Raw genomic sequence first — 26826 nt, 5'->3', positions numbered from 1 at the left:
GAGAACCGAGCCCCGATCGATGGAACTCGAATCATCGCAATCCCATGACAAGTCGGACATTGTAGAGAGGCGGCGCCGCCCTGGCAAGGGAAGCCGATCGCCCCTCATCCTGGTCCGCCGGAGTCGTCAGGCAACTTTACACCTCAGCTGGGACGCGTCAAATCAGCTTGCCAGGGTCCCCAAATTTCTTCAGTGCACGGCGTTGGCTTAATCCGCACCGCCCGCAAAACCGGAATCATCGCGGGTGTGCCCTTCCTCCGGATGAGCGATCCTTTATAATACGACACGGGTGCGCCCGCCGGCCTCGGCCGTCCCGCCTTATTCCTGAGGGCCCGGCCCGCATCCTGGGGACGACCCGCCCGATGAGAATCGCCCTGCTCGCCTCGCTCCTCCTGGGATCGGCCACGACCTATGGGGCCGACCTCGATCAGCGGATCGGCTGGTCCCCCGACGGCGCCTGGATCGCCTACACGGCCCGGGTCCGGCCCGAGGCCGTCGCAAGCGAGCCGGGGTGGCTGTTCGGCACTTCGGGCGTCGCCGCCCCCCCCACGGACCCGGCGGCTCCGGATTTCGAGAATCGGGATCAACTCTGGGTGACTCGCGTCGACGGCCGGCTCTCGCACCTGGTCGACGAGTCGCCCGACCTGATCCTCGGCCCGTCGTGGAGCCCCGACGGGCGGGCGGTGGCCTTCGGACGTCGCGGCGACGATCCGGAGGTGATCGAGGTCGTCATCTGGGAAGGGCCGGCCCGCAGTCGACTGGTCGGGACCCGACCGTTCCCGGGCACGCGCGAGGAGGTCGAGCGGATCGCGGGCGAGTCGATTGCCTGGAGCCCCGATGGCCGCTATGTCGCGGTCCCGCAGGGTCCGACCCTGGGCCTGGCCATCCTCCACGTCGAGGAAGGGCGGCAGGTCAACCTCATCCCCGGGGGCAGCCTGCCCTCCTGGTCGCCGACCGGACCTCAACTCGCCTGCTTCATCCCGAGCGAATCGGGGCAATCCCTGGCGGTGCTGGATTCGGCCCTGGGCCGTGCCAAGCCCCTCTGCGAGGTGGGCAAGGCGACGTCCCCGGCCTTGTGGACGCGCGAAGGACTGGTGACGGCGGTGTTCGGGGCCCGGCAGAATCAGATCCGGTTCGACCGGCCGATGCGGCCGGTCGACCTGGTGCGGGTCCGGACCGATAATGGTCAGATAGAAACGATCCGGGCACTGGCGGCGGAGACCTCCATCCCCGTGGGCCGGGAGATCGAAGGCCTGTCGTTCTCGATCGACCGCGAGGGGGATGACCTGTTCTGGTCGATGTCGGTCGGGGCCCGGGCTCATCACATCGAGTGGTACCGCCCGCGCGAGGTCCTGGTCCGGAACCGGATGGTGATCCTCGACCCCGCCCTGCCGATCCGCTCGATTGCGCTGTCGCCGAAGGGCGGGAGGCTGGCGGCCCGCTTCGCCCGGGACGAGTTCCTCTCGCCCCCCATCCTCCTCTCCTACGACGGACGCGATCAGGATCTCCGCGCGATCGTCCCCGACGATTTCGCCCGCGCCTCGTGGGTGACCTTGATGATCGATGCGGCCCGGAAGGCCCTGGCGTCGCGGCCGGCCCGCGCCCAGGCGGGCGACAGCCCCACGATCCTGCCCTATCCGGGAGAACTCGGCCCGGTCGGGGACGTGCCCCAGCGGATCCGCCGCGTCTCGCTGATGGGTCGGAGCCTGTGCGACCGTCCGTCGGACCTGCCCGATGCCGACCCGCGACTCGGGGCCCTCCTGGGTGAGGCTCGGCTCTTCTTCGACGTTCTCAGTGAGGATTATGCGGCGGCCCGGGCCGACCTGGATCGTGGCGAGCCCTCGGCCGACGCTCCGGAACGGCGTTTGGCCCTGCTCGGGCTTCGGGCCCAGATCGCTCTGGGCCTGGGTGAGTTCGACCGGGCGGGCCGGATGATCAACTATCTCCGGTCGATCGAACCGAAACCGGCCTCCCGCCTGGAATGGGTCGGTCTGCGGGCGGTCTTGACGGCCGATCCCCGCCCCGGGCCGGGTTGGGTCGCCACGCTCGCCGAGAGGGCGACCCGTCTTCGCGACCTGGCCGCCGCCCAGGCCAGGGGGGAGCCTGACGCCGCAGCGGCCTCCCACGATCGCTTCACCCCCGACCCGATCCAGGGACTGGGATTCGACGCGATCCGGCCGGGGGTCCTCAACGGCCGATTCGGGAACATCGAGGAACCGGTCCTGCCCCCGCCCCGCAACCGGTTCCCCGCCCCGCCCGACCGTCCGGCGGATCCTCCGGTTCGGGGCCGTCGCGTCTTCCCGCCGCCCGACCCCCTGCCCTGATCGCCGCGGTCCGGCTCAGAAGACCGTGAACAGGACGACCTGGGCCACCCGGACGATGCCGGTGCGCTCCGCCGGGGTCATCGCCCTGCGTTCCTCGATCCCGTCGATGACCCGGAGGCAGTTCCTCATCAGGAAGAGTTGCGTCTGGCCGATCTTGAGCCGGTCGCGGTTCTCGATCAGGATGCGGAGGACGTCTCGGACGGCCAGTGCCTCGGCCACCGGATGATCGGGGACCGCCGACCAGGTGGGCATCTTTTCGGCCCGCGTGGACTCTCGGATCACCCCCATGATGATCCGGCTGATGGCCTCGAACTTGGGGTAGTCCAGCGTCTCGGCGACGTCTCGCGGCGTGTGGTAGACCGGATTCTCGCCGGTTGTGAAAAACAGGAACGGGACGCTCCGCGACAGGAACGGCCCGTAGTCGCTGCGGTCGATCACCAGCATGTCCGCCCCCAGCAGGGCCACCTCGGCCGGCCGGCCCTTCGCCGCGTCGGCGATCCAGGGGCGGAGGCCGGGGGCGTGCTCGCTGCCCAGGACGAAGACTTTCGAGAGGCAAACCCCGCCCAACGCCCGGCCGATCATGTCGGCGGTCACGAACAGGCGGATCTGGTCGATCGGGATCGGCGAGTGGTTGGCGAAGTAGCGCGACCCGCGGAGGCCGAATTCCCCCTTCGGCCCGACCTCTTCCAGGTCGAACCCGACGAAGGCGATCCCCCTGCGGGGCTTCTCCGGGCCTTCGGCGATCGACCGGGCCACTTCGAGCATCATGGCCACGCCCGAGGCGTTGTCGTCGGCACCCGGGAAGTAGAACCCATCCCTGGACCCGAGGTGGTCGTAGTGGACGCCGAGCACGACCCACTCGTCGCGGAGGGCGGGGTCCGTCCCCGGGATCCGGGCGGCGACGTTCACCCCAAGGACCTCGCCGGTGTTCGCGTCCGGGATCTCCTGGGTGTACGACTCCCCGAACAGCGGAGCGAGACCGAGGCGCCGGAACTCGGCGAGGATGTAGTCTCGGGACCTGGCGGCCCCTTCTCCCCGACGCCCGGCGAACTCGGGCGAGGCGAGGGTCTCGACGTGGGATCGGAGACGGGGGAGTTCCGGCTCGGCCCCGTCGGCGGGACCGCCCGTGGCGAGGAGGAGGAGCAAACCCAGGGCCCCGATCCACCCGCGCCAGGCGGGACGAGGCGACAGGCCGGCATCATCGGCGCGATCGGGCTGACAGGCATGGCCCGGACGACCGAGTCTCGACCCCAGAAAAAGCGCGCCGACTTCCCGCCGCACCGCCCGATCGTATGTCATGCTTCGACTCGTTAAGGGAATGGCGTCCCAGCACGGAGGTGGATCGTGACGCGTGGTACTCTGATCAAGGCGTTCGCCCTCGCGGCGATGTTCGGGCTGTCCGGTCTGTCGTCGGCCAAGGCCCAGGACTGGGGCGACTACATGCACTGGCCCTACATCCCGCCCCAGTCGGCCAGCAACGGCTTCAATTACAAGCCGCTCTACGACAACTGGTATGTCTATCCGCGTGAGCAGCGGATCGTCCCCCAGATCCAGAGCAAGTATTACATGAACTACTATGGTGGCCAGCGGGTGCTCGGCATCCACAAGCAGCCGTTCGGCGTGCACGGCAACACCAAGAAGAAGTTCTACCAGGGCCATCACTACACGCTCGACGTGTTCTGATCCTCTCCCCGCACTACTCCTTGTTGGTTCTGCATCTGGGGCCCGGCAGCGATGCCGGGCCCCATCGCGTTTCGAACGCCGACGGATTTCAACCCAGGTGCCGTGCGATCCCGTAATACACGTCCACGGCGGCTCGGACCTGATCCAGCTCGATCCATTCGTCCTTGGTGTGGGCCTGAGCAATGTCCCCGGGCCCGACCACATAGCAGGGCAACCCGGCCTGGTTTAACGGCCCGGCGTCGGTCCCGTAGGGGACGCCGATCACGCCCGGCTCCCGACCGAGGGCCCCGGCCATGGCCTCCCGGATCGGGGCCAACCAGGGATCGTCGGCCCGCGGCCCCAGAGCGGGCATCTTGACCCAGGGCGGGAGGAAGGTGAGGCCTCGGAGGTCGCCGAGGGCGGCCCGGACGCGGTCGACGGCCGCGTCCGGGGTCTCGCCGGGCAGGAGCCGGCGGTCGATGTCGATCTCGCACCGGTCCGGGACGACATTGGCGCTCACGCCCCCCTCTATCCGCCCGACCGAGAGGCTCGGCGTGCCCAGCATCGGGACCGGCGGCATGCCGGCGAGTTCGCAGGCGTGGCGGGCCAAAGAGGAGACCACCGTGGCCATCCGATAGATGGCGTTGTCCCCCAGGTGGGGCGTCGAGGAGTGGCAGGCCACGCCATCGGCCCGGATCTTCCACCGCACCGCGCCCTTGTGGCGATCGACGATCTCCAGCCCGGTGGGCTCGGCCACGATGGCGAAATCGGCCCCGTGGGGCCAGAGGGCCAGGTGGTCCGACCCCGTGTGGGTGTACTCCTCGTCGACCGTGCAGGCCATGACGACCGAGGCCGAGCCGGCCGGCCGCTCGCGGACCAGCCGTGCAAAGGCCAGGAGCATCGCCGCCATCCCGCCCTTGATGTCGCAGGACCCTCGGCCATACAGCCGCCCGCCGACCACGTCGGGGGTCCACGCGGGGATCGTCATCCCGTCGGTCGGGACCGTGTCCTGGTGGGCGTCGAAGAGGATGGTCCTCCGCGAATCGGGCGCATCGTATCGGGCCAGGAGGTTGTCGCGGCCGGGCGAGACCGTGATCCGTTCGCAGGGGACGCCGAGGTCGCGGAACCACGCTTCCAGGTAGTCGGACATCCCCGCCTCCAGGAATCCCGGCCCGCCGAAGGGCCGCCCCATCGGATTGACGCTGGGGATGGCGACGAGGTCCGAGAGCAGGCGGGTCACGGCATCCAAGGGAGCAGCTCCAATGCGGCCGGTTTCGCTTCGAGATGGGCCGATGATAACCGGGCCCGGGGCGGGCGGCCACCCGGTCGGTCGGCCCGCCTGGAGGGTGACCGGTCGGTCGAAAAATGGGGGCGGGCGGGCGTCCTCGCCGACCCGGTCGCGGCATCGATGATTTCTTTTTTCAAAATGATCCCCTCCCACTTGCCCGACGGTTCGGATGTCTTAGAATCCCCACAACATTTCGGGGGGCTCCGTACGGGGCGTCCGGGCTCCCCCCTCTCTCTCCAACGAGGGAATGGAATCCGATGAGCGATCCCGCGGGCTCGCAGTCTTCCCTCGTCGATGTCGCCGGGCCGACCGAGGCCCCGGACAGCGACGAGCCTCCCAGTCCCCGGCCGACCGCCTCGCGTCGGCATCCGATCTGGGCCGACGTCCCCGATCACGAGTGGTCCGACTGGCGCTGGCAATCGCGCAACGCGATCCGCCAGCCGAAGCAGCTCGCCGCCCTGCTCGACTTCTCGCCCGAAGAACGGGCGGCCGTCGATGCCCTGTCGGCCGAGTTCAAGACGGCGATCCCGCCCTATTACTTCTCCTTGATCGACCCGAGCGACCTCCGCGACCCGATCCGGTTGCAGTCGGTCCCCTCGGCGCTGGAGAGGCAGGGGGCGGCCGGGGCCGAGGAAGACGACCCGCTCGACGAGGACAAGGATTCGCCGGTCCCAGGCCTCACCCATCGCTACCCGGACCGGGTGCTGATGGTGTCCACCCACGTCTGCACGATGTACTGCCGGTTCTGCACCCGCAAGCGGGCCACGATGCGCCGGGGCGGGTGGGACTCGGTCTCGCGCGACGACGAGCGGATGGTGGAGTACGTCCGAGACCACCCCGAGATCCGCGACGTCATCCTGTCCGGGGGCGACCCGCTCACCCTGCCCCCGGAGAAGCTGGCGTTCTTCGTCGAGAACCTGTCGGCCATCCCGCACGTCGACGTCCTCCGGATCGGGACCCGCGTCCCGGTCACGTTGCCCCAACGGCTGATGGACGACGACCTGATCGAGATCCTGGGCGCCTCCGACAAGATCTGGATCCAGACCCACTTCAACCACCCGCGCGAGGTGACGCCCGAGGCCGCCCGGGGCTGCGCCCGACTCCGCATGGCCGGCATGCCGATTAACAACCATGCGGTCCTGCTGGCCGGGGTGAACGACAGCCTGGAGATCCAGAAGGAACTGTGCCGGTCCCTGCTGCGGATCAAGGTCCGTCCCTACTACCTGTTCCACTGCGACCCGGTCACCGGCGCCGGTCACTTCCGGACGCCGGTCTGGAAGGGGATCGAAATCATCGAAGGGCTGCGCGGGCACATCTCCGGGCTGGGCGTACCGACCTACGTGGTCGATGCCCCGCGCGGGGGGGGCAAGATCCCGCTCGGGCCGAACTATCTCCTGTCCGCGTCCAACGACTCGGTCGTCCTCCGCAACTACGAGGGGATGATCGTCCATTATCATCCCACCGGGGACGCCCCGGCCCGGCCGGCGGCGGTCGAGACCCAGGGCGTGAGCGCCCTGCTCGAAGGGCAGGCCGAGGCTCTGATCCCCTCCGGCAACCCGCGCCATGCCCGGCGGATCGTCAAGCCGTATCTGAACGGCAACGGGAATGGCAACGGATACCACGGCTCGGAGAACGGGTCGTGAAGGTCGGCATCGCCTTCGACCTCGCTCCGGCGTCGGGCCCGCCCTCGGACGGGCCCGACGATCGGTTCGAGGAGTTCGATCAGCCCGAGACAGTCCACGCCATCGCCGACGTGATCCGAGGCGAGGGGCACGAGGTCGTCCTCCTGGGCGACGGCCGCTCGTTCCTCGAAAAAGTCCTGGCCGACCCGCCCGACTTCGTCTGGAACATTGCCGAGGGGGAAGGTGTCGGCCGCTGCCGCGAGGCCCGCGTCCCCGCCGCCCTGGAGATGCTGGGCATCCCCTACTCCGGATCCGACCCCCTGACCCTGGCCGCCTGCCTGGACAAGGGGACGACCCGGCAGATGCTCGATGGCTGGCCCCTGAGCGTGCCGATGCCCCGGGGATGCTCCCTGTCCCCGATCGCCTATGATCCCGACGACCACGACCGCTTCATCGACGGGATCTATCTGATTTTCGATCCATTGATGCTCGACAAACCGGTCGACCTGTCCCGGACCCCGCTGATCCTCAAGCCGGCGTTCGAGGGGTCGAGCAAAGGCATCCGCGGCCGGGCGCTCGCTGAGTCCGAGGCCGAACTCATCGACATCTGGCAACGCCTGGTCCGCGATTATGACCAGCCTTTGATCGTCGAGGAATTCATCGCCGGGGACGAGGTGACCGTCGGCGTCTGCGGGAACCCGGGTCCCGATGGCACGTCATCGGTCGAGGTCCTCGGGGTCATGCGGGTCGTCCCCAACCGGCCCGACCCCCGGTTCGTCTACTCGCTCGACGTGAAGCGCGACTGGAGACGGCGCGTCACCTACGAGACGCCGGCCCGGTTCGATCCCGAGATCATCCGGGAGTTGGAGCAATCCGCCTGCGGGGCCTATGCAGCCCTGGGCTGCCGCGACTTCGCCCGGATCGACTTTCGGGTGACGCCCGGCGGAGACGTCTTCTTCATCGAGGCCAACCCCCTGCCCGGCCTGGCCCCGGTGACCAGCGACCTCGTGATCCTGGCCGAAGGCTACGGGCTGTCGCATGCCGACCTGATCCGCAAGCTGTTCCGCATCGCGTTGACGCGGGTCGGGCTCTCGTGAGGGTGGCCGTCCTGTTCAACGCCCCAGCGTTGCCGCCCGACCACCCGGACTTCGCCTCCGAGGCCGACGTGGTCGAGGTGGCCTCGGCCGTGATCCAGGCCCTTGTCGATGCCGGCCACGAGGCCTGGCCGGTGGCCGCGAAGCCTCCTTTGGGATCCCTGGTGGCCTCGCTGGATCAGAGGCCGCCGGACGTCGTCTTCAACCTGATCGAAGGCTTCGGAGGTTCGAGCGGCGGCGAGGCCCACATCACCGGGTTGCTCGAACTGCTCGGGCTGCCCTACACCGGCTGCCCGCCCGAGGCCCAGGGCCTGTGCCGGTCCAAGGCAAGGGCCAAGGCGGTCCTCCGGGGTTCGGGCCTGCCCACGGCGCCCGCGGCCGTGGCCCGGGTCGGCGGGGCGCCCATCGATTGGGAGGGTCCCTTCCCCGCGATCGCCAAACCCGAGTCCGAGGATGCCAGCCTCGGCATCGACCAGCGGAGCGTGGCGGGCTCGGCCGACGAACTCCGGCGGGCCGTCGCCCGGCTCCACGACCGCTACGGGTCGGACGTCCTGATCGAAGCCTACCTGCCGGGACGCGAGTTCAACATCGGCGTCATCGAACTGGGCGAACCGTCCGCGTTGCCGGTGGCGGAGATCGTCTACAAGGTCCCGACCGGCGACTGGCCGATCCTGACCTATGCCGCCAAGTGGCATGCCGGGTCGGACGAGGACCTGGCGAGCCCCCCGGTCTGCCCCGCGCCGGTCGACGAGGCGCTGGCCGGTCGGCTCTCCGGGCTGGCGGTTGACGCCTTCCGCGCGACGGGGTGCCGCGACTATGCTCGGGTGGACGTGCGGCTCGATGCGGAGGGCCGCCCGATGATCCTGGAGGTCAACCCGAACCCGGACATCGGCCCGACCGCCGGCTGGGCCCGGGCGCTCCGGGCATCCGGGCGCGCATACGGGGCGACCCTGGCGGCGCTGGCCGAGCAGGCGGGGCGGAGGGGCGGGCATGGATAAGCCGGCGATCACGCTGCGAGAGACGCTGAAGGCCGGGGATCGGGGCCCGATCGCCGCGATTCTCGAAGGCTCGGGGGCGTTCCGCTCCGAGGAGATCGCCATCGGCCTGGAACTGGTGGACGAGACCCTGAATCCCGGCCCGTCCACCGACTATCGCTGGGTCATGGCCGAGGCCAACGGCCGGGTGATCGGCTTCGCCTGCTTCGGCCCGGTCCCGTTGACCGAGGGGACGTACGACCTTTACTGGATCGCGGTCGACGCCGGGTCGCTCCGGTCGGGAGCCGCGACCAGGCTCGACGAGGCGGCGGAGGCGGCGGTGCGGGCGTCCGGGGCACGCTGGTTGCTCGCGGAGACCTCGTCGACCGAGATTTATGCCCCGGCCCGGGCGTTCTACCTCCGGCGTGGCTATCAACTGTTGGAACGGATCGCCGACTTCTACCGACCGGGCGACGACCGCCTGACGTTCGGCAAGCGGTTGGACCGGGGATGACCCGATGTTTCGAATCAGCCACGTCCTGGGCACCCACCGCGAGCACGACCGCCGGTGCATCGCCGAGGTCCAGGCGCTCCTGGCCGCCGCCTTCCCCGACCTCGCCGACATCACCGACTACATCGAGCGCAAGCTCGCCGACCAGTCGACCCGGGGCTATCCGTCGATCCTCCTGGTCGCCCACGGCCCCGACGATCACGTCATGGGCTTCGCCCTGGCCGACCACTTCGAGTGGACCGGGCACGCCTACCTCGACTTCATCGTCACCGAGTCCGAGCAGCGCGGGCGAGGCCTGGGCGGGGCCCTGTACGAAGCCCTTCGGCAGGACCTGATGGCGCGCGGGGCCCAGGGGCTGTTCCTCGAAGTCCCCACCGACGACCCCAAGCAGGTCTCGGACGCCGCCTACCTCAAGTCGAACAAGAATCGGCTCAAGTTCTACGAGCGATACGACGCCCGGCCGATCGTCGGCACCCTGTACGACCAGCCGATCCGGCCCGGCAGCCCGGCCGAGCCCCGCCTGCTCTACGACGCCCTCAACGACGACGAGGTGCCCGACGCCGAGACCGTTCGCCAGGTGATCCGGGCCATCCTCGTCGAGCGGTACAACTTCGAGGATGACGGGCCCTATGTGACCGAGGTCCTGGACTCGGTCAAGGATCCGATCCGCCTCCGCAAGCCGCTGTACACCCAGCCCGAGGACGACAGCCGCTTCAAGGCGCCGAGCCGCCTCCACCCGATCAAGGTCTTCTGCTCCTCCCGCCATGCCCTGCACCACGTCCGCGAGCGCGGGTATGTCGAGCGGCCGGCGCGGGTGGACGTGATTCTCAAGGCGATCGAGGCCCTGCCCGATGTCGAGCGGATGAAGGTCCGCAACTTCGGCGAGGGGCCGATCCGAGCCGTGCACGACGCGGACTTCGTCAACTACATCCGCAACACCTGCACCGAGATGCCCGAGGGAAAGCTCCTCTACCCCTACGTCTTCCCGATCCGCCGCACCGACCGCCCGCCCCACGACCGCACCGTCCGCGCCGGGTATTACTGCATCGACACGTTCACCCCCCTGGGCCGCGACGCCTACAAAGCGGCCCGCGCCTCGGTGAACGTCGCCCTGTCCGGCGCGGCGGCGATCGTGGCCGGCGAGCCGTTAGTCTACAGCCTGTGCCGCCCCCCGGGCCACCACGCCGAACGCGACACCTACGGCGGGTTCTGCTACTTCTGCAACGGGGCGATCGCCGCCCAGTACCTCCGCACCAAGCTCGGCGGCAAGATCGCCGTCCTCGACGTCGACTACCACCACGGCAACGGCACGCAGGACATCTTCTACGGCCGGTCCGACATCCTGACCGTCTCGATCCACGGCCATCCCAACTTCGCCTATCCGTATTTCTCCGGATTCGCCGACGAGACCGGCGAGGGGGAGGGCCTCGGCTTCAACCACAACCTGCCTCTACCCGAGGACGTCCACGACGGCCGCTACCTGGAAGCCCTCGACGAGGCGCTGGCCCTGATCCGCGCCTTCCAGCCCGAGGCCCTGGTCGTGTCGCTCGGCCTGGACATCGCCAAGGCCGACCCCACCGGCACCTGGTCCGTCACACCGGAGGGGCTGCACGAGGTCGGCCTGCGGATCGGCCAGATGAAGCTGCCCACCCTGCTGGTCCAGGAGGGGGGCTACAACGTCCGCTTCCTTGGCCGCAACGCCACCCGCGTCCTGACCGGCGTCTGCGCCGGGGCCTTGAGCCGGAAGGTCAAGCCGCCGAAGAGCCGGAAGTGAGATCAGGGGCCGGGCCAGTCGTTCGCCCAGGCGGGGGGCGGCTGGGGATCGGGCTTCAGGTCGGTGAAGTCCGCGAGCAGGGTCTCGACCCCCTGATCCCGGCGGAACAGCTTCCCGCCCACGGTGAAGATGACGCGGCACCGATGGTCGCGTCCGCTCCAATCCGATCCGGCGACCTCACCGCTCGACGCGTGGGTGGCCGGCACATCCCATGTTCCGGGCTTCAATTTCAGCCCGGGCAAGGGTGCCGGATAGGAACATTCGTGAGACACGAGAGGCCGCGCGTGGAGGATCCGATCGGCCGGGAATCGCCCGCCCCCGCCGTAGGTGTCGTCTTGCGGCCACATCACCAGGGCACGGAGCCAGGGCGGCCTGCTGACTGCCGTGAAAGCGGCGTAGGTGCTCTCGCCGATCCGGTTCGTCTTGTAGGCGAAATAGACGAAGAGTTGCCCATCCGGGGAAAGGTCGCACTTCTCCTCGTAGATGCGACCGTGCAGCCAGGCCCCCGGCGTGAACAGATCGCCCGCCATGTCCCACAGTATCACATGGAACCAACGTGACGGGCCGCGACGGAGGATCACGGCCTTCGGCACGTCACGGGCGAGGATGACGAACAATCGGCAGGACGGAGGCGTCATCCTCGGATCTCGGGATGGAAGCCCGATCGAGTCGGGCATGGCCATCCGAGGCGATGCGACGACGCCGATCCTTGGAGCATAAGGAACCGCTCACTTCACCCGTTCGACATACTCGCCGGTGCGGGTGTCGATGCGGATCTTCTCGCCGGGGCCGACGAACGGCGGGACGTTGACCTTGAGGCCGGTCTCGAGGGTGGCTTCCTTGTACTGGTTGGTCGCGGTCGCGCCCTTGATCGAGGGGGGCGTATCGACGACGGTCAGGTCGATCGAGGCCGGCACTTCGATGGAGACCGGCTTGTCGTCGACGTACTTGACCTGCACCCGGCTGTTGGGCAGCAGGTACTGCATCGACGTGCCGAGGATCTCCGAGCCCAGCGGGAACTGGTCGTAGGTCTCGGTGTCCATGAAGATGTGCTCGTCGCCCGCGGAGTACAGGTACTCGAACTCCTTGGTCTCGACGTAGGGCACCTCGATCTGGTCGACCGAGCGGAGCCGCTTGTCGATCAGGGCGCCGGTCTTCATGTTGCGGAGCTTGGTCTGCACCATCGCGCGGAGGTTGCCGGGGGTATGGTGGGCGAAGTCGACCACGACGAAGTTGATCCCTTCCATCGTGATCACCATGCCGCGGCGGACGTCGGTGGCCTTGATCATCATGGCGTTATCTGTGCCCCCGGTGTCGGAGCATTGCCCCCGGAATACGTGATGCGTCGGTCGGAAAAACTTGACCCGCGACACTAACCGAACCCCGCCGCATTGACCAGTCCACTTCTCCGCCCCTCAATCCGTCACCTTGATCCCCGGCAGGACGCCGCAATGGATCAGGGTGGGGATCACATCGCCGGGGATCAGGCCGGCCGCGGTCAGCCAGGCCTTGTACTCGCGGGTGCTGTAGGCCCGGCCCTCGGTCATCCGGAACAGGGCCGCCGAGTAGAGGGCCACCGGCAACGGCCCGGCCTGGTCATCGTCGAGGAACACGTCGTGGATCAGCAGGCGCCCCCCCGGGTGCAGGGCCGCGGCGCAGCGCGACACCAGGACCCAGCAGTCGGCCACGTCCCAGTCGTGCAGGACGTTGGACAGGAGGACGACGTCGGCCCCCTCCGGGACCGGGTCCTTGAGCATGTCGCCGGGCCGGAACTCCATCCGGTCGGCCACGCCGTGGGACTCGGCCAGGCGGACCGCCACCTTCAGGACCTCGGGCCGGTCCCAGACGATCGCCCTGAGTTCGGGATGCCGCAGCAGCCAGGCGATGCTGTAGATGCCCGTGCCGCCCCCGACGTCCAGCAGCAGCCGGGAATCTTCCAGGGGGTATCGCTCGGCCAGCACTGGGGCGACGTTCATGGCACGCCCGGCGAGGGCCAGGGTCAGCCGCTCCGCCGACGATTCGGCCTCCATCGCCGAGGCGATCCCGTCCTTGTAGATGAAGGCGGCCCCCTCCCCGACCTCGTCGGCCCCGGCGGGCCGGTTGGTGCGAAGCCGCTCGACGAGGTCCAGGACCCCGGGGGTCTCGGCGGCCAGGCCGATGTAGCCCCCCACGTCGAAGTGGGCCCCCGGCGTCAGGTGGTCGCGGGCCAGGTCGGTCACGCCGAGCCGGCCCTCTCCGTCCTGGGCCAGCAGGCCGAACGCCTTCAAGGCCGTGGTCAGGACCGAGGCCGGCCGTTCCGCAAGGCCGAGGTCCCGGCGCAGTTCGTCCGGGGTCATCGGTCCGTGCGACAGCCGCTCGAACACCCGGAAGTGGGCGACCGCGGCCGTCAACAGTTCGGTGCCCAGGTTGCCCCGGAAGATCTCGAAGATCGAGGTCGGGTCGATCGCGGGCGAGACCAGAGGCGGGTGGTTCATCATCGGGTGCGTCCCGGGGTGGGCGAGGCGGCGGTGTTGCTGGGCGAAGATGTCGGGCGGGGCGTCCGGATCTCGACCGGCCGGGGCGAGGCGACCTCGAAGGCGGCCCGGTCCGAACCGGCGAAGCCCCGGTCGATGGCGACGACGACGAGGTTCCAGCCATCCTTGAGCAGGAGGCGGGCCAGCCCCGGCATCGGCGCCACGGTCCCGGGGCGGGGCGAGGCGAAGGCCGGGGCGATCTCGGACGGGTCGGCGGCGGCGAACTCGCCGACCTTGATCCCATTGAGGTAGACCCGCGCGGCCCCGTCCGAGGCGAACCGGAGGGCTGCCTCCTGGTCGGATTCACTTCGGATCTCGGCGGCGATGTAGGCCCGGCCCGGCCGGTGGCCGAACTGCCCCCGGAGGTCGAACGTTCCGGCCGCCGACGCTTCGAGCATGCCCCAGCCCACGGACGATCCATCCTGACCAGGCAAGGCGCGTGCCGGGTCGATCCGGTTCAGGGGGACGCGGAGCTTGTCCGCCCCCATCTCCATCGGGCCGATGGCCATCACCTGGTCGATCCGCCGCGGGCCGTGCTCCAGGGATTGCCGCGCCGGCTGGCTCCGGAGGAAGGCCACCAGGTCGGCGATCTCGGACGTGGTCAGTTCCTTGTGAAGATCCATCGGGCTGAGATTGGCGGCGATCCGGTCCCGGCTTGCCACCTCGTCCAGCCGGAAAGTCTCGTCCTTCTTGAACGGCCGGCCCAGGGTGATCGACGTGTCATCCTCCTTGTGAACATTCCCTTCCACCTTGCGACCATCCTTCAAGGTCAGGCGATTCAGGGCGAAGCCTACGAGGGAAGATCGATCACCGATGGCCTTGAGGAGGTCATCCCCCTTGAGGCTGTCCTGATGTTCCGAGAGGTAAGGGCCGACCGGCCCGGCGACCGAGATCGAGTGGACCTGACCTTCCCGGAGGATGGGGTCCCGGAGCAAGACACCCAAACCTCGCCAGGGATCGCCCCCCTGCTTCAACTTTCCGAGATCGCCGATAGGGGTGTTTGCCTGATTCACCTCGGTCCAGACCGGACGGATCCCGGGTGCGCCGCCATGATGCCCGAGGGCGGCCATCACTGCGGGCAGGTCGTCGCGGCCGAGCTTGCCGGCGATGAGACGCTTGCCCAGCGATATCGCCCCTTGCGGCGTCGCGGACAAAATCCGGATCGCCTCGGCCTTGAGGTCGGAGACCGAGCCGACCAGGGCGGCCTCGATCGCCGGGGCGGCCTTCTCCGGGTCGGCCTCGGCCATCGCCCGGAGGGCGGCCACGGCGTAGGCGGGGTCGTCGCTCGCCCGGGCATAGGCGGCCTCGATCGCCGGGAACGCCGACGACCCGGCCCCCCCCAGGGCCCGGACGATGGCAAGCCGTTCGGCGGCCGACGAGGCGGGCTGGTTCAGCCTCTGGGCGAGCCGGGCCATCGAGCCGGGCGGGCGGGACCGGGCGGCGACCTCGATGGCGGCCAGCCGGGTCGCCTCGTCCTCGTCATCGATCAGGCGGAGGACCAGCGCCGAGGCGGGGTTGCCCGCCGAGAGGCAGACGTCCAGCACGGCCAGCTTGACCGGGGACTCGGCCTCGGGGTGGCGGGCCGCCCAGTCGGCCAGGCCCTGCGTCGGCATCGCGATCGAGGCGGGGAAGTCGAGATAGTGCCGGATCAGCGCGGCGCGTTCGGTCCCGGTCAGGTCGGGCATCGCCACCAGGCCGGGCAGGCGCTCGGCGGCGGGGGCCGATCGGAGCGAGGTCCAGAAGGCGATGGCCCGGACCCGGTCGGCCCCGTGCTTGGTGCGGACCGCCACGGCCAGCTCCTCGACGCCCGCATCGCCCAGCCGTTCCAGGGCGCGGATGTAGCCGTCCCGGGTCGTCGGGTCCATGCCCGGGTCGGCGAACAGGCGGCGGACCAGGACCACCGACGACGGCCCGGGCCGGTGGTCGGCATGGCGGCCGACCGCCAGGACCGCCTCGCGGACGACCCCGGCATCGGCGTCGGCCAGCAGCGGCGCGAGCCGGGCGATTAGCTGGGGGTTGGGCGACTTCGGTTCCCAGGCCAGGGCCTGCGCGGCCAGGCGGCGGACGTCGGGATGGGGGTCGGTCAGGGCCTGGACCATCGCGGCCTCGACGGTCTCATCCCAGAAGGTCCGCGCCCCCTGGAGCCCGAGCAGGCGGGCGTGGATCGGTTTGGCCGGGTCGGCGAGGGTGCCCAGGAGCGGCCCGCGTGCGACCGCGGCCCCCCGGCCGACGATCTCGCGGGCGGCCCGATCGGCCTGGGCCGGGTTTTCCGCCCCCAGCAGCGGGAGGAGCTGGGCCAGCGTCGCGGAGCCGATCCACTTTCCGTCCTGGGGCGGATCGCCCTGAACCGGCCCGTCGCGTGTGATCCGATAGATCCGCCCGGCCTTCGCGGCACCGCACGGATGGGACTCGTCGCCGGGCCCCTGGCGGGCATCCAGGACGTAGAGAGCATCATCGGGCCCGACGACCGCGACCTTCGGGGCAAACTGCTCATCCCCGGAGATCAGGACCGTCTCCCCCTCCAGCTTCCGGGCACCCGGGCCGGGCTTCAGCTTGAAGCCCCGGATCCGGTGGCCGGCCTGGTCGGGATAGAGGATCAGGTCGCGGCATTCCTCGGGCAAGGCCGAGCCGTTGTAGACGACCAGGCCGTGGGGACTGCCCCGGCCGACCCGGGCCACCACCGGCAGCTTGCCGGACCGCTCGCCATCGACGGCCGCGCGGTCGAAATCGGCCGAGCCGTCGGGGCGGGAACGCCAGCCATAGTCCCCCTCCTCGACCGGGCTGATCAGCCGGACCCCCTGGAACTTCGAACCATCCTCCTGATCGTCGTCGGCCAGGAACGGCCGGAACGCGGCGTCGAAGGCCAGGCCCCCGCGCGGGTCGGACAGCCCGGTCGCGAACAGGTGAAGCTCCGAGCCGTCGGGGCGGCACCGGAAGATCGCCCCGGCCCGGTCGACGTCGATGCGTCGCCCCTCGGCCCCGACCAGGTGCCCCTGGCCGTCCCCGGTCGCGAGGTAGAGCCATCCGTCGAGGCCGGGCGTGATCCCGCTCAGTCCGTGGAGGTCGGACCCGGGGAAGCCATCGGCCAGGATCGTCCGGGCCTCGAACCGCCCGTCGCCGTCCTCGTCCTCCCAGCGTTCGAGCCGCCCGCCGCAGGCCAGCAGGAGATGGCCCTTGCCGGCGACGATCGCGGCCGGCATCTCGGCCCCTTCCAGGACGACCTCCGACGCCTCGAACGTCCCGTTGCCGTCCTTGTCGACGAGGCGGCGGACCACGTCGGTCGTGGTCTTGCGGAGCCGGCGCACCCGGACCGGGTCGCCGGTCGGCGGGTGGATCACCTCCGAGACGGAGTAGGTCCGGTCCGAGGGATTCCAGCCGGCGACGAGGAGCGAGCCCCGGTCATCGAACGCAATGGCTATCGGGCTCGTGCCGACCTCCGCCTCGTCGGCCACCACCTCGACCTTGATGCCCCGGGGCGCGGCGATCCCCTTGAGCCGGGGGTCGCGCGTCCCCTGGTCCACCATCCCGGAGGCGGGCGGGGCGGCCGATGCGACCGACAGGGCGAACCATGGAACGAGGGCCGACGCGAGGCGGGCGACGGGCCGGAGTCGGACCAAACTTCCGTTCATGGTCGATCTCGGTGGGGGCCTGGGGACGCGCCGGGGCCGCCGGCTCGGGGCGAGGACCGGGCGTATCGTAGCGATCGACGCCAATCGCACAAGTCCGGCCGGGACGGCGGGATCGGCGTGCCGGCGTTGACCAGTTTGCCCCGCCCTCCTACAATCGGTCCGCGATCTCATCCGCCTCGAACCTGACCTAGCCTGGGCGCCGATCCGCCGGGGAGTCCGTCCGACCATGGCCACAGACCTGCGGCTCAAGGGGACCATGCCCGCGCTGATCGAGCGGATCGTCGAGACCTACGAGGAGTGCGGCGGGATCCACCACCTGGGCCATTGCCCCCTGCCCAGCTATCGCGAGGTGGTCGACATCCTGGCCGATTTCCGGGAGATCCTCTATCCGGGCTATGGCCGGCGGCAGAACCTCCACCTGGGCAACGTCGGCTACCACGTCGGCGACCTGATCGACAGCCTCCACGATCGCCTGACCGCCCAGATCGCGCGGGCCCTGCGCCACGGCTGCGACGAGCGCGAGCCGGGCGAGGACCTGGACGCCGAGGCCCAGGCGATCGCGGTCCAGCTCCTGGAGTCGATCCCCGACCTGCGGAAGATCCTGGCCGACGACGCCCGCGCCGCGTTCGAAGGAGACCCGGCCGCGCGGAACCTCGACGAGATCCTGTTCTGCTACCCCGGCGTGGCCGCCGTGACGGTCTTCCGGATCGCCCACGTCCTGTACAAGCTGGGCGTGCCCCTGATCCCCCGGATGATGACCGAGTACGCCCACGCCAAGACCGGCATCGACCTCCACCCCGGCGCCACCATCGGGCGGAGCTTCTTCATCGACCACGGCACCGGCGTCGTGATCGGGGAGACGACCCACATCGGCGAGGGGGTCAAGGTCTACCAGGGGGTGACCCTGGGCGCACTCAGCTTCCCCCGCGACGAGACCACCGGCGAGCTGCTCCGCGGCATCAAGCGGCACCCGACCATCGAGGACGGCGTGGTCATCTATGCCAACGCCACGATCCTGGGCGGCAAGACCGTGATCGGCCAGAACGCCGTGATCGGATCCTCTGCCTGGATCACCCGGTCGGTCGCGCCGAACACGACGGTCACCATCGAGGACCCTCGGCTCCGGATCCGGGCCGCCGGGGCCGACCCCTCGCTGGGCGGGCTCGACTACCAGATCTGAGTCGGACGTCAACCCGGCTTGCGGGCGAACACCAGCCACCCCCCGGCCCGCAGGTCGCGGAGCAGCCGGGGCCACCGGATCGGCCGGGCGTGGACGGCGTCGATCGGCAGCACCTCATCGATCCGGAAGCCGGCCGCCCCGAGGTCCCCTGCCAGCTCCTTCCAGGTGAAGAGGTGGACCCCCATCCCGGCCACGCCGCGATAGGTCATCCGCCGGTCCCCGGCCTCGTCGATCCGACCGGCCCACCGACGTCCTAGCTCGCTCAGCAGCCACCGCCGGCCCTGGCGGTCCCCCAGGTTGAGCCAGACGTTGTGGGCGTGGAGGGCCAGCCGCCCGCCGGGCCGGAGGATGCGGAACGCCTCGGCCACCGCCTCGCGGCGTCGGGCCGCCCCCCGGATCATCCCCAGGGTGCTGAACATCGAGATCGCAGAGGCGAAGGTCGCGTCCGGGAAGCAGCCGAGCCGGCACAGGTTGGCCTGGACGCAGTCGACCGCCACCCCCTCCGCCTGCGCCTTGGCCCGGACCGTCCGCAGCATCGGCGCGGAGAGGTCGACCGCCGTCACGGGGAAGCCGCGCCGGGCGAACCGGATCGAATGCCGTCCGGCCCCGCACCCGAGGTCGACCAGCGGGCCGGGCTCGACGAACCGGGCGTCGAGCGCCCGGGCATCGGCCTCGAACAGCGGATGGCCGGAGAAGTAATCATCCTCCTCGACGGCCAGCCGGGGGGTGTGGGCGTACCGCCAGAGCGGGGCGTCCACCCCGGCGGGCAGCATCCAGTCGGGGGGCGGCTCGCCGCTCATCGGGCCGGGGCCGGGGTGGCGAAGACCCGGCCGGTGCGCGGGGCCAGTTCGATCGACCGGAGGTGACCGTCCTCGACCCGGGCGGCCTCGTGGTTCCAGACGTCTTCCAGCACCGCCCCTTCGGCCAGGTGGGGATGGGCGTTGAGGTCGACGCGCCGGGTTTCCGTCGCGGTGTTCAGGGCGACGATCACGGTCTCGTCCCCGAGTTGCCGGACGTAGGCCACCACGTCATTTTCCGCCAGCATGAAGGCGAACGAGCCGCGGCGGAGGGACGGGCGGGCCTTGCGGAGGGCGACCATCTTCTGGAAGTCGTGGAGCAGGCCGAGGTCCCAGGTATCGGTCCGATGCCAGGGGAAGGCCTCGCGATTGAACGGATCATGGCCGCCGTCGAGGCCGATCTCGTCGCCGTAGTAGATCGACGGGGCGCCCGGGTAGGTCATCTGGAACAGGGTGGCCAGCCGGACCGCCGAGGCGTCGCCCTTGGCGAAGTACCGGAAACGGGCCAGGTCGTGGCTGTCCAGCAGGTTGAGCATCACCCCGGTGGTGTTGGGGTGGTTGTGGGCCAGCAGCCGCTCGATGGCGGTCCGGAACGCCGGGGCGCCGACCGGGTCGAGCTTGCGGAAGCCGGTCCGGCCGATCTCGGTGGGGTCGACCCGGTCGCCGATGAAGAAGGCCAGGCAGGCTCGGGTGAACGCGTAGTTCATCACCGCGTCCCACATGTCGCCTCGGAGCCAGCGGGTCGCCTCGTCGTTGCGGTCCTCGCCCGAGGCGAACGGGGTGAGGTCGGCGAGCCGGTTCGACTCCCAGATCTCGCCCACGATGTAGGCCTCCGGATTCGCGGCCCGAACCTTCCGGCGGAACTCGCGCCAGAAGGAGTCGTCGTCGATCTCGTTGGCCACGTCGAGCCGCCAGCCGTCGATGCCGAACTCGATCCACTTCCGGCCGATCCCCCAGAGATATTCGCGCACCGCCGGGGTGTCGGTGTTGAACTTCGGCAGGGCATGGAGCCCCCACCAGGCGTTGTAGGAGGGGCTGGCGGCGTGGTCGTAGGCGTTCAGGGGCCAGCCGTGGACCGTGAACCAGTCGAGGTAGGCCGAATTTTCGCCATTCTCCAGGATGTCGTGGAACTGGAAGAACCCGCGGCTGGCGTGGTTGAAGACCCCGTCCAGCACGACCCGGATGCCCCGGGCGTGCGACTCGTCCACCAGCCTCCGCAGGGCGGCCTCGCCGCCGAGCATCGGATCGACGCGCTCGTAGTCGTGGGTGTGATAGCGATGGTTGGAGGCCGACTGGAAGATCGGCGTGAAGTAGATGGCGTTGATCCCCAGGTCGACCAGGTAATCCAGGCGTTCGACCACACCCAGCAGGTCGCCCCCCTGATAGCCGTGGGGCGTCGGGGCGGAGCCCCATTCATCGAGCCGTTGCGGCTTGGGGAGCGAGAGGCTGCGGGCAAACCGATCGGGGAAGATCTGGTAGAAGATCGCGTCGCGGACCCAATCGGGCGTCTGGGGTTCGAGCACCATCATCTCCGTGCGGCGTCGGGGCGTCTCATCAACGAATCCTGGTCCGCGGGCCGTCGGCCGCGATCTTCAGGAAGTATAACTGCTGGCGGTCGCCGCGGACGCGCACGTCTTCGAGCATCGGGGCGAGGTCGTTGGCCGCCGGTTGCCCGCGATAGATCAGCGACCCGTTGATCCGGACCTGGATCGTCCGGTTCGGGTCCAGGAGCTTGCTGCTGAGCCAGACGTCCATCCGCTGGATGCCGGACGTGGTCAGGGTCAACTGGTTGCCCTGGACCGTGGTTCGGACCTTGAGCGTGGCCGGCCGGAGGTTCTTGCCGAGCGGGTCGGCGGCCTCGGGCGCGGTGACGCGCCCGGGGACGAAGTCGCGGACCACGACGCCGAAGAACCGGTCGTCGGTGTCGCGGGCGGTCACCAGCTCGAAGCCCTTGGGGGCCGGGTCGCGTCGGCGGCGGTCCATCCAGTCGAAGGCGGGCGGGATTTCCTCGGGGAACGACTCGTACCCCCGCTTGAGGTAGTCCACGTAGGTCACGTCCTGGACGTCGTCGATCTGCTTCTTGACCAGCGTGTCGAAGACCACCTCGCGGGCGCCTGGGGCGAGTTCGCCGAGGGCGACGTACAGCGGGACCTGCTCGGCATTCTTGGTGTAGCGGTAGGCATAGCGGGCCGGGAAGCCCGAGAGCGAGACCACCCCGGCGAAGGTGTCCGGGTGGCCCAGGCCGATCTCCCAGGCCGAGGTGCCGCCGTCGAGCTGGCCGAGCAGGAATACCCGATCGGAGTCGATCGCGTACCGCTTGCGGGCGTCGCGGAGGGCGAGGATCACCGAGGCGGGGTCGCCGCCGAGCTTGCCGGGGGCGGCATATTCCGGGGCGATCGCGATGTAGCCCCGGCGGGCCGCCTCCTCCGCCACCAGGTCGATCGCCGGGAGCGGGCCCTTGCCGTCGTGGAGGACGACCACGGCCGGGTAGGACCGGAGCGGGTGGTATTCGGGCGGGAGGAGGACGGCGTATTCCGAGGGGACCGGGTTCTCATCCTCGGCGACCCGGCGGATCTTCACCCCGGGGGCCGCCTCACGGGCCCGGTCGCGATCCCGGAGCGGCGGGGGCATCCGGGGGATGATGCGTTCCATGGTCGGCCGGTCGACCTCGGCGTATTTGACCAGGTCGGCTAGCAGGGTCTCGCGGGCCATCGGGTCGGACTCGGAGAGATACGCCTGGGCGGCGTCCCGCCCCTTCCACATGGCCAGGGCCGCCCTGAGATCCTCGGTCGCGGCGTCCTCGCCGACGACCCATCCCGACATCTTCCGCGCGAAGCGGGCCGCGGGCGATGGGTCGGGGGGGACCGTGGCCGCCGCCGAGGCCGGGGCGGGCGAGGCGGGCGCCGGGGGTTCGAGCCGGGGCCGGGCGACCTCGGGGGCCTGCGACAGCCCTTCCAGCACCTCGGCCAGGTGGACCTTCCAGGCCTTCCGATCTTCCTCGGGCAGGGAGTCGGCCAGCGACCGGAGGTCGGCGGCGAGCGTCCGGTCGGCCGCCAACCGATCGTCGGCGGCGCGGATCTCGGCCCGCAGTTCTTCGAGCAGGGATTCGGGCAGGCCGGCTTCGGGGATCGCCCGGAGCCGGGCCAGGGCGGCGACCGGTTGATTCCCCTGCCGGCGGACACGGGCCTCGGCCAGGGATTCGCGGGCCTCCATCTCGGCGATCGAGTTGCGGACGTCGGCCACGGTCGGGGCCAGGTCGGCGAAGTCGCGGGCCAGGCCGTCGAGGGCCTCGCGGGCCTCCGGGAACCATTCTGCCTGGATCAGCCAGCGGGCAACCTTGAGCCGCTGCTCCTGGTCGGCCTGGTCCACGCGCCCCAGCAGCCCCAGGATCATCGGGCGGGGGACCTGGCTGGTGGCGACCTGGCCGAGCCAGAAGCCGTCGATCCCGCGATACTTGACCATGTGCGGGGTCAGCTCGTTGATCGCCTGCTGCATCTCGACGGCGGCCATCCCCTTGCCCGGCTTCTGCGTCAGGTAGCGGAAGCTCCGGCGCCCCTTGGCATCCCAGGGGGTCGACTGGATGTTGACGGCGGCGTGCGGCATCACCCCGGCATGGACTTCCAACGGTTGGACCAGCTGGAATCGCTCGTTGCGGGAATAGCCGGGGTCCGAATCGATCCGCTCGATCCGGTTGTCGCGGAAGACGATCCGCTTCAGGCCGTCGTAGACGCTGATGGTCGTATTGTCGCGGTCGACGGTCCCCTTGTAGGCGACCCCGTTCTTGAGGATGACCGTATCCGCCCCGGCCCTTCCCCCGCCCAGGAGCAGGGACGCGGCGAGCGTCGCGACGCCGATGATGCGGCCGGATCGCCGTCCGTGACCCATGCTGGTGCCCCCTCGAATCGACAATGTCCGATCGGTCGAATCGGCCCGAACGCCGGGGCCCGTCCGCTGAATCCCAGGAGTTATTGTGCCGCGGCCCGAGCCCGGGTCAAGCCGCGCGGGCGGCTTTGGGGTACGGGATCGGCGACCTGGCACCGGCGGGACCGTTTGCATAGCCTGGGAGGAGGGAGATCCCTCCTGAGCACGGCCCCTCTCCCGAATCCCTTGCCCTGGAGACGCACCGCATGGCGGAGTTATTTCGATTCCGCTGCTTCCGCTGCCAGAAATTGATGGGTGCGCCGGAATCGAAGTTCGGCAAGACGATCCGATGCCCGCGCTGCGGGGTCGAGCTGGTCGTCCCGTCGCCCGAGGATGTGCCGGCCGACGACGCCGACGAGAACGCCTTCGCCGTCAACCTCGAAGACATCGGGGTGAAACTCGACCCCCTGCCCCCCCGCAAGTCGCCGCCATCCTCGTCATCGCTGCTCGACCCCAACTTCTCGATCCCGGAGTCGAACCCGATCGCCTTCCTCGAAGCGGCCCCGCCCCCCCCCGAGCCGGCCCCGGAGGCGGAAGGGCCCGATGCGGAGGGAGGATCGGACGCCGAGGTCGCGATCGACGTGGCCCCGGCGGTCTCGCCGATCACCGGCCGCCGGCCGGTGTCGACGGCCTACGACCCCGCCGGGCGGCGTCGGGACGTGATGCTGCCCCGGACCGTGGTCATGGCCTGGGCGCTGGGGGCGCTGGGCGGGCTCGGCTTCGCCTTCCTGAGCGGCCTGCTGATCGGCCACTTCCTCTGGTGATGGGACGACGCGACCCCGGCGTGAGGATGAGGAATCGATCCGGCCCACCGATGTCGGGCTCGATATCGTAAGCCGGGCCCGATCGCCTGGGCCTGGCGCGACGCCTGCAACGACTCTCCCAGTCCTCCCCCCGCGCCGTTTCGGTCGTGAAGCGCGTCGCGGGCCGTCCCGAGTGACTGCGTCCGACCTGGCCAAACTCTCTGATGCTGTTCGGTTGATCGGTACGCATGAACGCCGATCAGGCTCGCCATTCATCCTTGCTCGAATGTCCACGCCGGGCAATGAGTTCTCCCGGCGCGGCGGATCGATCAATTAGAGCCGGGGGGTCGGCGGCTTGATCGGGGCCATGAAGGGGATGGCGCCCTGGGCCTTGACCTTGCGGCGGAAGACCCGGGTGCCGGCGGTGGCGTAGATCGTGTCGAAGTCCTTGCCGCCGAAGCAGAGGTTGGACGCCGAGCCGGTCGGCGTGGGGATGATCGCGTTGACCCGGCCGGGCTGGTCGCAGACCTGGAGGCCCATGCGGGTGGCGACGTAGAGCCGGCCCTCGCGGTCGCAGCGGATGCCGTCGGCGCCGGAGTCGTCGGCGGTGTCCGGGACGTGGAGCCGGTCGTACTTCTGCTTGTACTTGAGGGTCCCGTCGGGCTGGATCTGGTAGCTGTAGACCCAGTGGGTCCGGCTGTCGGCCGCGTACAGGAGGCTCTGGTCGGGCGAGACGGTCACGCCGTTGGCGTACTTCAGGCCGGTGTCCACCACCTTCCGCTCGCCGGTCGGGCTGAAGTAGACCAGCTCGCTGAACGGGGCGGCGTTGGGGTTGGGGGCCGTCGCGTAGATCGACCCGTTGGCCAGGACGACGAGGTCGTTGCCCTTGATGTTGTCGGCGAAGACCTTGCACTGGCCGGACTGGTCGTAGGCCAGGATCTGGGCCGTGGCGGTGGCGATCACATACATGGTGCCGTCGGGGCCGAACGCCTGGCCGTTGGCCTTCTTGCTGTCGGGCTGGAAGACCGAGACCTTCCCGTCGAGGTCGACCTTGTAGGAGGTGTTCTTGGGGATGTCGTCGAAGAAGACCTCCCCCTTGGCGTTGGCGGTCGGCCCCTCGGTGAAGCCGTACCCCTCGCCGACGAGCTGCCAGTCCTCTCCGGGGATGAGGATCGAGGACATCACCGGAGAACCGGCGCCGGCCTTGATCGGCCTGGGCCAATCTTTCCAGAGCCAGCGCTGGGCGTCGGCGAAGATGGCCGTGGCGTGCTTGCCGTCGTGGCCACCGTCGCCCCACTCGTGGTTGACCTCATACCCGGCGAACGTGAGCGCCCGCTCCATCTCCTGGTTGGCCATCCACCAGTCGCCCCCGTAGATGTTCAGGTCGTTCTTGCCGTCCTGGAGGAAGACGCGGAGCGGCTTGGGCTCGACCTTGCGGATCAGGGTCGGGTACTCGTTGCCGCCCCGGAGGCCGACATAGGTGCCGATCGAGCTGAACACCCGGCGGAAGGCGTCGGGACGCTCCCACGCGGCCGTGAACGCGGCGATCGCCCCGCTGCTGGAGCCGCCGATGCCGCGGTCGTTGGGGTCCTTGGACAGGTGGATCTCCCGGCCGTCCAGGGCCTTCTGACGCTCGACCTCGGGCAGCAATTCGTCGAGGAGGAACCGGGCGTAGGCGTCGCCGAGGCCGTCGTACTCGTAGCTGCGGTTGAACCGGTCGAGGGCGTTGGGGGCGATCGCCTTGACGACGCCCGGGGAGACGAACACGCCGATGGTGACCGGCATCTCCTTGGCGGCGATCAGGGCGTCGAAGACCTCCGGGGCCTTGAACTGGACGTTGTCCTGATTGACGTAGAGGCAGGCCGGCTTGCTCGGGTCGTACTGCTTCGGGACATAAATCCAGTAGCTGCGGGTCGTCCCGGGGAAGATCTTGGACGCCTCGAACGTGTATTTGGTCACGTCGCCCTTAGGGACGGGATCATCGGCGAGGGCGGGCGCCGTCGCCAGGGCGAACAGGAGCGCGAGCGACGCGCGGGGGCGGGTGCGGGCTGCGAGCATGGTGGAATCCCTGGGTGTCGGGTCAACGGGGCGAGGGGAGGCGGGATCGAGGCGCGACCGGTCGCGAGTCTAGCGGGCGCCGGGCCGATTTCCCAGGGGTTGCCCGGCCCGGCACAGGGGTTGGTCGTTCGGGCAGGAATGGGTACGATGCGATGATGCGCGTGTCGCCTCGACATCGCTCGGGACGGTCCCCCGACTCGCCTCTTTCGGAAGGGTAAGAAGGTCCGATGCTGATCAGCGGCAATCTCAACGCCTTGCTCAATACCCAGATCGGCCACGAGCTGGGCAACTCGCACCAGTACATCGCGATCGCCTCTTACTTCGACAGCGAGGACCTGTTCGGCCTGGCGAAGATCTTCTACAAGCAGGCCGAGGAAGAGCGTGAACACGCGATGAAGATCGTGAAGTTCATCCACGACTCCGGCGGCAAGGTGGCCATCCCCGACGTGCCCGCCCCGCGCAACGAGTTCATCTCGGCCGAGGACGCCGCCCAGCTCGCGCTGGACTCCGAGATCCGCACCACCAAGCAGATCTACGACCTCGTGGACGCCGCCGCGGCCGAGAAGTGCCACGTCATGTCGACGTTCCTCCAGTGGTTCGTCACCGAGCAACTGGAAGAGGTCGCCAGCGCCGAGACCCGCCTGGCCGTGATCCGCCGCGCCGGGCCGATCGTGATGATGGTCGAGGCCTACCTGGCCCACTGATCGACGGAGGGTCGGCGATCGGGGGCATTTCG

20 protein-coding genes are annotated in these 26826 nt (G+C 69.7%); 10 read left to right on the top strand and 10 right to left on the bottom strand.

Translation table 11 applies throughout. The annotated features are described in order from the left end of the window. Positions 1–362 precede the first annotated feature (362 nt). A complete protein-coding gene (locus tag TA3x_RS14115; RefSeq protein ID WP_435022261.1) occupies positions 363–2324 on the top strand; it encodes a TolB family protein in 1962 nt (653 codons plus the stop codon). 15 nt (positions 2325–2339) lie between these two features. Here the strand turns inward: TA3x_RS14115 and TA3x_RS14110 are convergent, their stop codons facing one another. Further along, positions 2340–3470 carry a M28 family peptidase gene (locus TA3x_RS14110; protein ID WP_435022259.1) on the bottom strand — a complete coding sequence of 377 codons (1131 nt, stop codon included), beginning with the start codon at positions 3468–3470 and terminating at the stop codon, positions 2340–2342. 198 nt (positions 3471–3668) lie between these two features. Between TA3x_RS14110 and TA3x_RS14105 the strand changes: the two genes are divergently transcribed. Next, on the top strand, positions 3669–4007 hold the full coding sequence (locus TA3x_RS14105; protein ID WP_435022257.1) for a hypothetical protein: 339 nt from the start codon (positions 3669–3671) through the stop codon (positions 4005–4007). A gap of 88 nt (positions 4008–4095) precedes the next feature. Here TA3x_RS14105 and TA3x_RS14100 read toward each other — a convergent pair whose 3' ends face one another. Continuing rightward, positions 4096–5226 (bottom strand): M20 family metallopeptidase, encoded by a 1131-nt coding sequence (locus tag TA3x_RS14100; protein ID WP_435022365.1) that lies wholly within the window; start codon positions 5224–5226, stop codon positions 4096–4098. Between the two features lie 305 nt (positions 5227–5531). On the opposite strand from TA3x_RS14100, the gene TA3x_RS14095 reads away from it, so the two are divergent. From TA3x_RS14095 to TA3x_RS14075, 5 genes are read left to right on the top strand one after another with little or no spacing between them, the layout of a single operon-like run. Further along, complete coding sequence (locus TA3x_RS14095) at positions 5532–6917, top strand: KamA family radical SAM protein (RefSeq protein WP_435022256.1); 1386 nt, start codon at positions 5532–5534, stop codon at positions 6915–6917. Next, positions 6914–7993, top strand: a complete 1080-nt coding sequence (locus TA3x_RS14090; protein WP_435022254.1) for a D-alanine--D-alanine ligase family protein — start codon at positions 6914–6916, stop codon at positions 7991–7993. The genes TA3x_RS14095 and TA3x_RS14090 overlap by 4 nt, the downstream gene beginning before the upstream one ends. Next, positions 7990–8988 (top strand): D-alanine--D-alanine ligase family protein, encoded by a 999-nt coding sequence (locus TA3x_RS14085; RefSeq protein ID WP_435022252.1) that lies wholly within the window; start codon positions 7990–7992, stop codon positions 8986–8988. The genes TA3x_RS14090 and TA3x_RS14085 overlap by 4 nt, the downstream gene beginning before the upstream one ends. After that, positions 8981–9478 (top strand): GNAT family N-acetyltransferase, encoded by a 498-nt coding sequence (locus tag TA3x_RS14080; protein ID WP_435022250.1) that lies wholly within the window; start codon positions 8981–8983, stop codon positions 9476–9478. The genes TA3x_RS14085 and TA3x_RS14080 overlap by 8 nt, the downstream gene beginning before the upstream one ends. A 4-nt stretch (positions 9479–9482) precedes the next feature. Next, positions 9483–11249, top strand: coding sequence for a GNAT family N-acetyltransferase (locus TA3x_RS14075; RefSeq protein WP_435022248.1), 1767 nt, complete (start codon positions 9483–9485; stop codon positions 11247–11249). Positions 11250–11251: 2 nt separating this feature from the next. On the opposite strand, the gene TA3x_RS14070 is transcribed toward TA3x_RS14075, so the two are convergent. From TA3x_RS14070 to TA3x_RS14055, 4 genes are all read right to left on the bottom strand, one after another. Continuing rightward, entirely contained in the window at positions 11252–11887 is a 636-nt protein-coding gene (locus tag TA3x_RS14070; RefSeq protein ID WP_435022246.1) for a hypothetical protein, read from the bottom strand. 90 nt (positions 11888–11977) lie between these two features. Next, positions 11978–12541, bottom strand: coding sequence for an elongation factor P (gene efp, locus TA3x_RS14065; protein WP_435022244.1), 564 nt, complete (start codon positions 12539–12541; stop codon positions 11978–11980). Between the two features lie 123 nt (positions 12542–12664). After that, positions 12665–13726, bottom strand: coding sequence for a methyltransferase (locus tag TA3x_RS14060; RefSeq protein WP_435022242.1), 1062 nt, complete (start codon positions 13724–13726; stop codon positions 12665–12667). Beyond that, positions 13723–17391 carry a PVC-type heme-binding CxxCH protein gene (locus tag TA3x_RS14055; RefSeq protein WP_435022240.1) on the bottom strand — a complete coding sequence of 1223 codons (3669 nt, stop codon included), beginning with the start codon at positions 17389–17391 and terminating at the stop codon, positions 13723–13725. Before TA3x_RS14055 ends, TA3x_RS14060 begins: the two co-directional genes overlap by 4 nt. 226 nt (positions 17392–17617) lie before the next feature. Between TA3x_RS14055 and epsC the strand changes: the two genes are divergently transcribed. Continuing rightward, on the top strand, positions 17618–18571 hold the full coding sequence (epsC, locus tag TA3x_RS14050; protein WP_435022238.1) for a serine O-acetyltransferase EpsC: 954 nt from the start codon (positions 17618–17620) through the stop codon (positions 18569–18571). Between the two features lie 8 nt (positions 18572–18579). On the opposite strand, the gene TA3x_RS14045 is transcribed toward epsC, so the two are convergent. The 3 genes from TA3x_RS14045 to TA3x_RS14035 are packed head-to-tail and all read right to left on the bottom strand — an operon-like array spanning position 18580 to position 23253. Further along, positions 18580–19371, bottom strand: coding sequence for a methyltransferase domain-containing protein (locus tag TA3x_RS14045; protein WP_435022236.1), 792 nt, complete (start codon positions 19369–19371; stop codon positions 18580–18582). Further along, positions 19368–20894, bottom strand: a complete 1527-nt coding sequence (locus tag TA3x_RS14040) for a glycoside hydrolase family 13 protein (RefSeq protein WP_435022364.1) — start codon at positions 20892–20894, stop codon at positions 19368–19370. The genes TA3x_RS14045 and TA3x_RS14040 overlap by 4 nt, the downstream gene beginning before the upstream one ends. Before the next feature lie 28 nt (positions 20895–20922). After that, positions 20923–23253: an alpha/beta hydrolase gene (locus TA3x_RS14035; protein WP_435022234.1), complete on the bottom strand. Its 2331-nt coding sequence runs from the start codon at positions 23251–23253 to the stop codon at positions 20923–20925. 242 nt (positions 23254–23495) lie between these two features. On the opposite strand from TA3x_RS14035, the gene TA3x_RS14030 reads away from it, so the two are divergent. Continuing rightward, on the top strand, positions 23496–24053 hold the full coding sequence (locus TA3x_RS14030; protein ID WP_435022232.1) for a hypothetical protein: 558 nt from the start codon (positions 23496–23498) through the stop codon (positions 24051–24053). 312 nt (positions 24054–24365) lie between these two features. Here the strand turns inward: TA3x_RS14030 and TA3x_RS14025 are convergent, their stop codons facing one another. After that, entirely contained in the window at positions 24366–26090 is a 1725-nt protein-coding gene (locus tag TA3x_RS14025; protein ID WP_435022230.1) for an SMP-30/gluconolactonase/LRE family protein, read from the bottom strand. Positions 26091–26317: 227 nt separating this feature from the next. Between TA3x_RS14025 and TA3x_RS14020 the strand changes: the two genes are divergently transcribed. After that, positions 26318–26794 carry a ferritin gene (locus TA3x_RS14020; protein WP_435022228.1) on the top strand — a complete coding sequence of 159 codons (477 nt, stop codon included), beginning with the start codon at positions 26318–26320 and terminating at the stop codon, positions 26792–26794. Positions 26795–26826 lie beyond the last annotated feature (32 nt).

This window comes from Tundrisphaera macrotermitis, from assembly GCF_051175315.1.
Lineage (GTDB): Bacteria > Planctomycetota > Planctomycetia > Isosphaerales > Isosphaeraceae > Tundrisphaera.
This window is presented reverse-complemented; position numbering and strand designations above follow the sequence as displayed.

Coding starts and splice junctions, on each gene's coding strand:
- TA3x_RS14115 (WP_435022261.1), top strand. CDS start 363: ATGAGAATCGCCCTGCTCGCCTCGCTCCTCCTGGGATCGGCCACGACC.
- TA3x_RS14095 (WP_435022256.1), top strand. CDS start 5,532: ATGAGCGATCCCGCGGGCTCGCAGTCTTCCCTCGTCGATGTCGCCGGG.
- TA3x_RS14080 (WP_435022250.1), top strand. CDS start 8,981: ATGGATAAGCCGGCGATCACGCTGCGAGAGACGCTGAAGGCCGGGGAT.
- TA3x_RS14075 (WP_435022248.1), top strand. CDS start 9,483: ATGTTTCGAATCAGCCACGTCCTGGGCACCCACCGCGAGCACGACCGC.
- TA3x_RS14070 (WP_435022246.1), bottom strand. CDS start 11,887: ATGACGCCTCCGTCCTGCCGATTGTTCGTCATCCTCGCCCGTGACGTG.
- efp (WP_435022244.1), bottom strand. CDS start 12,541: ATGATGATCAAGGCCACCGACGTCCGCCGCGGCATGGTGATCACGATG.
- TA3x_RS14060 (WP_435022242.1), bottom strand. CDS start 13,726: ATGATGAACCACCCGCCTCTGGTCTCGCCCGCGATCGACCCGACCTCG.
- TA3x_RS14055 (WP_435022240.1), bottom strand. CDS start 17,391: ATGAACGGAAGTTTGGTCCGACTCCGGCCCGTCGCCCGCCTCGCGTCG.
- epsC (WP_435022238.1), top strand. CDS start 17,618: ATGGCCACAGACCTGCGGCTCAAGGGGACCATGCCCGCGCTGATCGAG.
- TA3x_RS14045 (WP_435022236.1), bottom strand. CDS start 19,371: ATGAGCGGCGAGCCGCCCCCCGACTGGATGCTGCCCGCCGGGGTGGAC.
- TA3x_RS14040 (WP_435022364.1), bottom strand. CDS start 20,894: ATGGTGCTCGAACCCCAGACGCCCGATTGGGTCCGCGACGCGATCTTC.
- TA3x_RS14035 (WP_435022234.1), bottom strand. CDS start 23,253: ATGGGTCACGGACGGCGATCCGGCCGCATCATCGGCGTCGCGACGCTC.
- TA3x_RS14030 (WP_435022232.1), top strand. CDS start 23,496: ATGGCGGAGTTATTTCGATTCCGCTGCTTCCGCTGCCAGAAATTGATG.
- TA3x_RS14025 (WP_435022230.1), bottom strand. CDS start 26,090: ATGCTCGCAGCCCGCACCCGCCCCCGCGCGTCGCTCGCGCTCCTGTTC.
- TA3x_RS14020 (WP_435022228.1), top strand. CDS start 26,318: ATGCTGATCAGCGGCAATCTCAACGCCTTGCTCAATACCCAGATCGGC.